Origin of the sequence: Dyella sp., from assembly GCF_035486915.1 — a bacterium.
GTDB lineage: Bacteria > Pseudomonadota > Gammaproteobacteria > Xanthomonadales > Rhodanobacteraceae > Dyella_B.
The window spans coordinates 20,625-28,853 of sequence record NZ_DATHMR010000166.1 but is presented as its reverse complement, the minus strand read 5'-3'; the positions used below and the strand labels follow the sequence as shown (position 1 = coordinate 28,853).

The following is an 8,229-nucleotide window of genomic DNA, read 5'->3' as shown; positions in this document are numbered from 1 at the left end:
GGTGCACGTGGCACCTACATTCATTCAAGGCTGATGCCTCCGGCGCCGTCTAACTCGGGCGTTGGCCGGTACAAGCGATTTCCCACCATGCAAGAAACCATCGTTCTTTCCTCTACGCTTACTTGCCCGGTCTGTGGTTATTCCAAGGCCGAGACAATGCCTACCAACGCTTGTATTTATTTTTACGAGTGCGCTTTATGCAAAGAGCTACTTAAACCTTTGCCTGGTCACTGCTGCGTCTTTTGTTCTTATGGCACTATCAAGTGCCCGCCCGTCCAGGCGGCAGGCTCAGCAGCTGGTTGTTGTGGCTAACTATTCGTCCAAGCGGACACCTCCGACGCCGCCTAATCCAGGCGCCAGGCGTCACAAACACCGTACGCTCCAACTTCGTCGCACTTCGGAGGCTCAAATGAAAAGAGTCACAGGTATCGGGGGCATCTTTTTCAACGCGAAGGACCCTGTCGCACTGCGCGCTTGGTACAAGCAGCACCTGGGCATCGACGTCCAGACATGGGGAGGCGCGGCATTCTCGTGGGCGGACGAGTCGGGCAATCCGACAACCGGGACGACCGCGTGGTCGATCGGCGCCGCTGAGGGTGGACACTTCGCACCAAGCAAGTCGACCTTCATGGTCAACTATCGCGTCGACGACCTGGCCGCTTTGCTTCAGGCGCTTCGGGACGAAGGATGCAATGTCCTGGAGAAAACGGACGATTCGGAGTACGGGAAGTTCGGTTGGGTTATGGACCCCGAGGACAACAAGGTCGAACTTTGGCAGCCGCCTCCGGGAATGTGAGATCCATGCCTGAAATGCAGGGCAACACGATGGAACTGTGGGAACCGAACGCTGCGGAAATACCGTAATGCCATGTTTGCTGGCAGCCGACGGCGTGTTGGCATTCCACTTTGCGTTTATCTTGTTTTGTACCTTTGGTGCGGTGTTGGCGCTGAAGTGGCGTTGGATTCTCGTGCTTCAGATTCCCGCTGCGGCATGGGGTTTCTATGTCGAGACAAGCGGAAGGCTTTGTCCGCTGACGACGATTGAAAATAGTCTTCGACATCGTGCTGGTCAGGCAGGCTATCAAGGCGATTTCATTCAGCACTATCTTCTGGCGACCATTTATCCGGATGGATTGACCAGAAACATTCAGTTTGCTTTGGCTGCCGTGGTGATTGTGGTGAATGTATCCGTCTATGCGTGGTTGCTTCTGCATCGCCATAACTAATCGAGCATTTGTATCGGGGCTTTCGATGTCATGTTGATTTCCGGACGCTGCCACTGCGGCAACATTTCCTTTGTACTGGACTGGAAGCCGGAGCCGTCGGAGATTCCGGCGCGTGCTTGTACGTGCTCGTTTTGCACGAGGCATCGCGCGGTTTGGACGTCTTGTCATACGGGCTCGTTAAAGGTGACAGTCAAAGATTCGCAACATGTTTCCGATTACGCGTTCGAGACGGAAACAGCGCAATTTCGGATCTGTACGCGATGCGGTGTCGTACCGCTGGTGAGCAGCCTGATCGATGATCGGCTTTATGCGGTGGTGAACGTCAATACGTTTGAAGGTGTGGAGCCGTCGATGCTTCGGCGATCGTCTGTGACGCTCGATGGTGAAGCGTGTGACGATCGATTGGCTCGGCGTAAGCGCAATTGGATTGCCGATGTGATTTTCGTCGAGGGTACGAGCGCGATCTGCGATTGAGGTGCAGTCTGCGCCTTAGGTATTGCTGTTTTTTTGCTTGTCATCGCCGTAAAAGCTGGACAAGCGCGCAGAACGTCCGAAGGGCGGCCCAGAAGGGGTGAGCGAAGCGAATCATCCAGCGACTTTGCCGCATCGAAGGCACTGGATCCCGGCTTTCGCCGGGATGACGGCCGGGTGGCGTCAGTGGTTGCGCGGGCTTGGATAGCGTGATGATTTTGTTGAATCTTCCAAGCAGACACCGGAGATATCTCAGCCTGCGTTATTTTCGGCGCAAGGCGCGGTGTGCGATATCGCGCCTGCAGAATGCGCCGTCAAAATGAACTTTTTTCACCGCGTCGTAGGCGTTTTCGCGCGCCGCTTCGATGCCGTTGCCCAGCGCACACACCGTCAGTACGCGACCGCCCGCCGTCATCGCACGACCGTGGACGTCGAGCGCCGTGCCTGCATGAAACACCTTCACGTTGCGCCCAAAATCCTGATCCAGACCATCGATCAGGTCGCCCGTCTTCACCTTGGCCGGATAACCGCTCGCTGCGATGACGACGCCAATGGATGGGCGCGCATCCCACTGCGCATGCGTGTGGTGCAGCTCGCCGTCTAGCGCCGCTTCGATCAGCTCAACGAGATCGGACTTCAGACGCATCATGATCGGTTGTGTTTCCGGATCGCCAAAGCGCACATTGAATTCGATGACTTTGGGCGCGCCGTGTTTGTCGATCATCAGGCCGGCGTAGAGGAAGCCGATAAAGGGTGCGCCTTCCATAGCCATGCCGTGAAGGGTCGGCTCGATCACTTCCTTGAGAATGCGCTTTTCGACTTCCGGCGTGACAACCGGCGCGGGTGAATACGCGCCCATGCCACCGGTGTTGGGGCCCAGGTCGTTTTCGTCGCGGCGTTTGTGATCCTGGCTGCTTGCCATCGGCAACGCATGGCTGCCGTCGCTCATCACGATGTAGCTGGCTTCTTCGCCGTCAAGAAATTCTTCAATGACGACGCGTGCAGACGCATCGCCAAACGCATGCGCGCCCAGCATGTCGTGCAACGCGAGTTCGGCGTCGGGCAAGGTGAGTGCGACGACAACACCTTTGCCCGCCGCCAGGCCATCGGCTTTGATGACAATGGGTGCGCCGTGTTCGCGCACATAGGCCAACGCTTTAGTCAGCTCGGTGAATACTGCGTAGTGCGCGGTCGGAATGTTGTGGCGAAGCAGGAAATCCTTGGCGAATGCCTTGGAGCCTTCCAACTGCGCGGCGATGGCACGCGGTCCGAAGATGCGCAGGCCCGCGGCGCGGAATTTGTCGACGACGCCCGCGACCAACGGCACTTCCGGGCCGACGACGGTGAGATCGACTTTCTCGGCCTTGGCCAGTTTCAGCAGTCCCTCGACGTCGCTGGCGGCTACATCGACATTGCGCAAGCCGCGCTCGTGCGCTGTACCGGCGTTGCCGGGTGCGACGATCACTTCGCTGACGCGCGGCGATTGCTTGAGCTTCCACGCCAGTGCGTGCTCGCGACCGCCATTGCCGATAACCATGACTTTCATGCAAGGGACTCCGTGACTGCCTGCGCGGGGGTGCAAGCTCGCCATTGTAACGGTTGTGGGCGCCGCCTTCGGCACCGCGGCCCGGCGAAACGCTTAAACGGCCGTATGGCGGGCGAGCAGATCGAGCAATGCAGCGCGCGGCAGCTTGCCGGTTTCATTGCGCGGGAGCGTTTCGACCCGGCGCAAGGGGCGCGGCAGGAACACTGGGTCGATCGATGCGCGCAAGGCGTCCAAAATCGCGTGCTCGCTCAGGGAAGGCGCGACGACCAGCGCCGCGATACGGCGGATACCGATGGCATCGGCGTCATCCAGCTGGAACACCACGCCATCGTTGACGCCGGGGATGGCGAGCAGGCGGCGGGTTAGGTCGCCCAGCGAGGCGCGCTTCCCGGCAATCTCCAGCAGATCCGCATGGCGGCCGCGCAGTTCGAAGCGGCGGCCATCGTCGTGCAAGGTCACGATGTCGGCGAGCGTCACCGCTGCGTCCAGCTGCGGCGCTTCGATCTGCGTGCCATCGGGCTGCGGATGCAGATGTACGCCGTGGTAGAGCGTCCACTGGCTATCGGCAGTGACGCGTCGCGTTGCGAAGGCGCAGGTTTCGGTGGAACCGAAGACTTCCAGCAGCGGTGCGTCGAAACACTTTTCCGCCTGCGCCGCCAGCTCCGGTGGCATCGGCGCGGTAGCCGACAGCATTGCGGCGAGTTTCGGCAGTTGCACACCCGATTCAACCAACGCGCGCAGATGCACCGGCGTGGTGACGAGCACACGCGGCTCGGGCATCTTTTCCAGCGCGCTGGCAATGTCGGACGGGAAGAACGGCCGTCCCGAATGGACCTGGACGTGGCCCAGCAAAGGCAACAGCACCGACATTTCAATGCCGTAGATGTGTTGCGGCGGCACGGTCGCCACGACAGCGAAACGTTCGCCCACCACCTGCTGCAGCATGCGCAGGTTGCCCGCGGTGCTGGCGTTGAAACTGCGCCAGCTCTTCGTGTTGGGACGCGGCGTGCCGGTGGAACCGGATGTATAACCGATAGCCACCGTTTGCATCGCCGGAATGGACGGCCATTCGGTCGGTGCTGCGGTCGTCTCATCGATCGTCAGCGGTGGCAACGCAAGGTAGCGTTGCGGCGCCGGATCCATCGTGCGATCGCCGATAGCGTGACAATCCGGATGTGCCGCCATCACTTCGTCCACGGCATGCGGCGCACGCGACGGCGGCAGCAGATTGGCCTGCCCGCGCAATGCGATAGCGCAAAACGCCACCATGAACGCGTAACGGTCTTCGCACAGATTGACGGCGGCGCTCGCATCCGGCAATTGCGCGGCGACGTGTTGTACGTGTGCCAGAAATTGCGCTGCCGTGATGGCATCGCCGTCGTGCATGGCTACGACACGCTGCGGATCGGCCACCTTCAACAGAGGCAGCAGTTGCTCCGCTTCATCGCGTTGGAAGGTGTCGTAGACAATCGCCACGCCGTGCTCCTGATCACTTTACCGATACGACGCACCCCAAGCCGGCCGATACGGCCGACGACTTCCCGCGATTGGGATGGCGTCCTGCTCGCCCCCTATCCTCATGGTCTGGGCTGAATCGGCACCCACCGCGCCAGCCATCAGATGTAGAGATACTCCGATTCGTTCAGCATAGGTGTCGCCGACGCTGTCTGTTCGCAGATCACAGGACTTTCGGCAAAGACAGACTGGCCGTCTGTCGAGCCGAAGGGCCGAAGAGATGCGGACAGGCAGTGTTAGTGACGCCCGTGCGGAATGAGCAGAGTGTCCCCCGGATTCAGGTTCGGATGATAGCGCCAGTCAATGCGTCGCGGATGGTGGTGGGCTGGGCTGCGCCGCCCAAGGGCGCATCGAGAACGCCGTCCAGCCCATCGCCGAAATAGTCGGCCACGGTGACCAGATCGCGGGCCGGTGGCTCGCCATGCGGATTGGCGCTGGTGGAAACCAGCGCACCGCCAAAAGCGCGACATAAGCCCGCGGCCGGGGCGTGTGCTGTCACCCGCAAGGCGATGCCTGCATGAGCGCCTGCCACCCAATCCGGTACGTCCGCACTGCGCGGAAACACCCATGTAAAAGGACCCGGCCAACTCGCTCGCACCTGAGCCAATACACCGGCTGGCACCGCCGTGATGTCGATGTAGCGTTGCGCCTGGGTGAAGTCCGCGGCGATCAACAACACGCCTTGCGTGGCAGGGCGCTGCTTGAGTGTGAAGATGCGATCAAACGCTTGCCGATCGTGCGGATCGCAACCGAGCCCGAATACGGCTTCGGTCGGATAGGCGATCACGCCGCCGCTTCGAAGCGAAGCAGCGGCGGCATCGAGTTCGGCGAGCGTGTAATGCCGGGGCACTCAGGCTCCGGTCTTTGCAGTCGATTTCTTTGCGGTCGCTTTTTTGGCGGCAGTCTTTTTCGTCGCGGTTTTTTTGCTGGCTGCTTTCTTGGTTGCCTTCTTGGCGACGGTCTTTTCTGCCGCGGCTTTTTTCGTTGCCACCTTCTTGGTCGCCGGCTCGGCTTTTTTGCCAGCCGCTTTCTTCTTGCCGAAGCGACCCTTCTTCACCGGCGCAGCAGCCAGCAACTCGGCGCATTGCTGTTCGGTCAGGTCTTTCGGTTCCTGATCTTTGGGAATGCGCGCGTTCTTCTCGCCATCGGTGATGTACGGACCATAACGGCCGTTGAGCACCTGCACGCCGTTGCCGAAATCCTTGATGATGCGATTGGCGAGCAGCTCGAGCTTTTCCTGCACGATTTGCAGCGCGCGCGGCAGCTCGATGGTGTACGGATCGTCTTCCGGCTTCAGCGAGGCGTAAACGCTGCCCTGCTTCACGAACGGACCAAAGCGGCCGACACCTACGCTGACTTCTTCGCCGCTTTCCGATTGGCCAAGTTTGCGTGGCAGCTTGAACAGCTCGATCGCCTCTTCCAGCGTGATCGTGTGCATGCTCTGGCCAGGACGCAGCGATGCGAACTGCAGCTTTTCGTCGACGTCTTTGTCGCCGATCTGTGCATACGGTCCATAACGGCCAAGACGTACGGATAACGGCTTGCCCGATTTCGGATCGGCGCCCAATTCACGCGCCCCGGTCGCTTCGCTGCGGTCGACCGTCTCGGTTTTTTCATCGACTTGCTGCTTGAAAGGCAGCCAGAAGCGCTGCATCAACGGCACCCACGCTTCTTCACCGCGACTGACCGCATCGAGCTCATCTTCGAGCTTGGCGGTGAAGTCGTAATCGACGTAACGCGTGAAATGCTGCGTGAGGAAGTTGCTGACCGCGCGGCCGACATCCGTCGGTTTGAAGCGACGACTCTCGAGCAGCACGTATTCGCGGTTCTGCAGCACCTGGATGATGCTGGCGTATGTGGACGGACGGCCGATGCCGTATTCCTCCAGCGCTTTCACCAGACTCGCTTCGGAGAAACGCGGCGGCGGCTCGGTGAAATGCTGATCGGTGACGATATCTTGCACCGGTACATCTTCGCCTTTTGCCAGTCGCGGCAGACGACGGCCTTCGTCCTCGTCGTCGGCAGTCTTCTGATCGCGGCCTTCTTCGTACACGGCCAAGAAGCCCGGATCGACCACCGTCGTGCCGGTGGCGCGGAACGCCGCGTCTCCGCCTTTGACATGCTTGACGTCGAAGTCAACGGACACGGTGTTCAGCGTGGCGTGAATCATCTGGCATGCAACGGTGCGCTTCCAGATCAACTCATACAGCTTGCGCTGTTCGTCGTTGAGGAAAGCAGCAACCTCGCGCGGAGTACGCATGGCCGAGGTGGGACGAATCGCTTCGTGGGCTTCCTGTGCGTTTTTGGATTTGGTGCGATAGACCTGCACCTGATCCGGTAACGCCTTGTTGCCGAAATCGCGGGAAATAAGCTGACGCAATTCGTCCACCGCGTCATTGGACAGCGCGGTGGAGTCGGTACGCATATAGGTGATGAGACCGACGTTGCCTTCGCTGCCCAGACCGACGCCTTCGTACAAGCCCTGCGCGACCTTCATCGTGCGGCTGGTGGTGAAACCGAGCTTGCGCGCGGCCTCCTGCTGTAGCGTCGATGTGGTGAAGGGCGGCGCCGGGCGACGCTTGCGTTCCTTGCTGGTGACTTCGCTGACGGTGAGGCGGCCGTGCGCGGCTTCTTTCAATGCCTCGCGCGCAGCGGTCGCATCGACTTCGTTGGTGAGATCGAACTGCTCGAATTTCTTGCCGTTGAGTTTGGTCAGGCGTGCGTTGAAATCGCCGTCGGCGTGGCGAAGTTGCGCTTCGACCGTCCAGTACTCGCGTGCAACGAACGCCTCGATCTCTTCTTCGCGCTCTACGATCATGCGCAGTGCAGGGCTTTGCACGCGGCCGGCGGAAAGGCCGCGTTGCACCTTGCGCCACAACACCGGCGACAGATTGAAGCCCACCAGATAGTCGAGCGCGCGACGCGCCTGCTGTGCATCGACCAGATCGTGCGAAAGCTCGCGCGGCGCCGCGACCGCTGCCTTGATCGCCTTGGGCGTGATTTCAGAGAACACCACGCGGTGCATCTGCTTGCCATGGGAGATGCCGCGCTCTTTCAGGATCTCGCTGATGTGCCAGCTGATCGCTTCGCCTTCGCGATCCAAGTCGGTTGCCAGATAGATGTCGTCGGCGATCTTGGCGGCCTTGGCGATGGCGTCGACGTGTTTCTCGTTGCGCTCGATCACCTCGTACTTCATCGCGAACTGGTGATCGGTGTCGACCGCACCTTCTTTCGGTTTCAGATCACGCACGTGACCGTAGGAGGCCAGGACCTGAAAGTCCTTGCCGAGGTATTTGTTAATCGTCTTGGCCTTGGCAGGCGATTCGACGATGAGCAGATTTTTTGCCATGTGGCTTGGGGTTCCAGGGGTCCATCCGCAACCGTATGGGCACGGCCGCTCTATATATAGTTGGAAGCACGCCGGCTTGACGGCTGTCAAGCTGGCGCGCGTGAAACCGCGGTCTGGAGCGC

8 protein-coding genes are annotated in these 8,229 nt (G+C 60.3%); 4 read left to right on the top strand and 4 right to left on the bottom strand.

Features of this window, described 5'->3' with window-relative positions; genetic code table 11:
• The first annotated feature begins 87 nt into the window (after positions 1 to 87).
• The 4 genes from VK725_RS13405 (at position 88) to VK725_RS13390 (ending at position 1,700) form a co-directional block, all read left to right on the top strand.
• Positions 88 to 312 carry a GDCCVxC domain-containing (seleno)protein gene (locus VK725_RS13405; RefSeq protein WP_325318559.1) on the top strand — a complete coding sequence of 75 codons (225 nt, stop codon included), beginning with the start codon at positions 88 to 90 and terminating at the stop codon, positions 310 to 312.
• A 97-nt stretch (positions 313 to 409) separates the two neighbouring features.
• Positions 410 to 796: a VOC family protein gene (locus tag VK725_RS13400; protein ID WP_325318557.1), complete on the top strand. Its 387-nt coding sequence runs from the start codon at positions 410 to 412 to the stop codon at positions 794 to 796.
• Positions 797 to 863: 67 nt separating this feature from the next.
• Positions 864 to 1,226 carry a DUF2784 domain-containing protein gene (locus VK725_RS13395; RefSeq protein ID WP_325318556.1) on the top strand — a complete coding sequence of 121 codons (363 nt, stop codon included), beginning with the start codon at positions 864 to 866 and terminating at the stop codon, positions 1,224 to 1,226.
• A gap of 183 nt (positions 1,227 to 1,409) precedes the next feature.
• On the top strand, positions 1,410 to 1,700 hold the full coding sequence (locus tag VK725_RS13390; RefSeq protein ID WP_325318555.1) for a hypothetical protein: 291 nt from the start codon (positions 1,410 to 1,412) through the stop codon (positions 1,698 to 1,700).
• Positions 1,701 to 1,959: 259 nt separating this feature from the next.
• Here the strand turns inward: VK725_RS13390 and purD are convergent, their stop codons facing one another.
• The 4 genes from purD to VK725_RS13370 form a co-directional block, all read right to left on the bottom strand.
• Positions 1,960 to 3,243 (bottom strand): phosphoribosylamine--glycine ligase, encoded by a 1,284-nt coding sequence (gene purD / locus VK725_RS13385; protein WP_325318554.1) that lies wholly within the window; start codon positions 3,241 to 3,243, stop codon positions 1,960 to 1,962.
• 93 nt (positions 3,244 to 3,336) lie between these two features.
• Positions 3,337 to 4,719, bottom strand: a complete 1,383-nt coding sequence (locus VK725_RS13380; RefSeq protein WP_325318553.1) for an AMP-binding protein — start codon at positions 4,717 to 4,719, stop codon at positions 3,337 to 3,339.
• 316 nt (positions 4,720 to 5,035) lie between these two features.
• The gene (locus VK725_RS13375; RefSeq protein ID WP_325318552.1) at positions 5,036 to 5,608 is read right to left on the bottom strand and encodes an L-threonylcarbamoyladenylate synthase; all 573 of its coding nucleotides are present in this window, start codon (positions 5,606 to 5,608) and stop codon (positions 5,036 to 5,038) included.
• Positions 5,609 to 8,107 (bottom strand): DNA topoisomerase I, encoded by a 2,499-nt coding sequence (locus VK725_RS13370; RefSeq protein ID WP_325318551.1) that lies wholly within the window; start codon positions 8,105 to 8,107, stop codon positions 5,609 to 5,611.
• Positions 8,108 to 8,229: the final 122 nt, after the last annotated feature.

Coding starts and splice junctions, on each gene's coding strand:
- VK725_RS13405 (WP_325318559.1), top strand. CDS start 88: ATGCAAGAAACCATCGTTCTTTCCTCTACGCTTACTTGCCCGGTCTGT.
- VK725_RS13400 (WP_325318557.1), top strand. CDS start 410: ATGAAAAGAGTCACAGGTATCGGGGGCATCTTTTTCAACGCGAAGGAC.
- purD (WP_325318554.1), bottom strand. CDS start 3,243: ATGAAAGTCATGGTTATCGGCAATGGCGGTCGCGAGCACGCACTGGCG.
- VK725_RS13370 (WP_325318551.1), bottom strand. CDS start 8,107: ATGGCAAAAAATCTGCTCATCGTCGAATCGCCTGCCAAGGCCAAGACG.
- VK725_RS13395 (WP_325318556.1), top strand. CDS start 864: ATGCCATGTTTGCTGGCAGCCGACGGCGTGTTGGCATTCCACTTTGCG.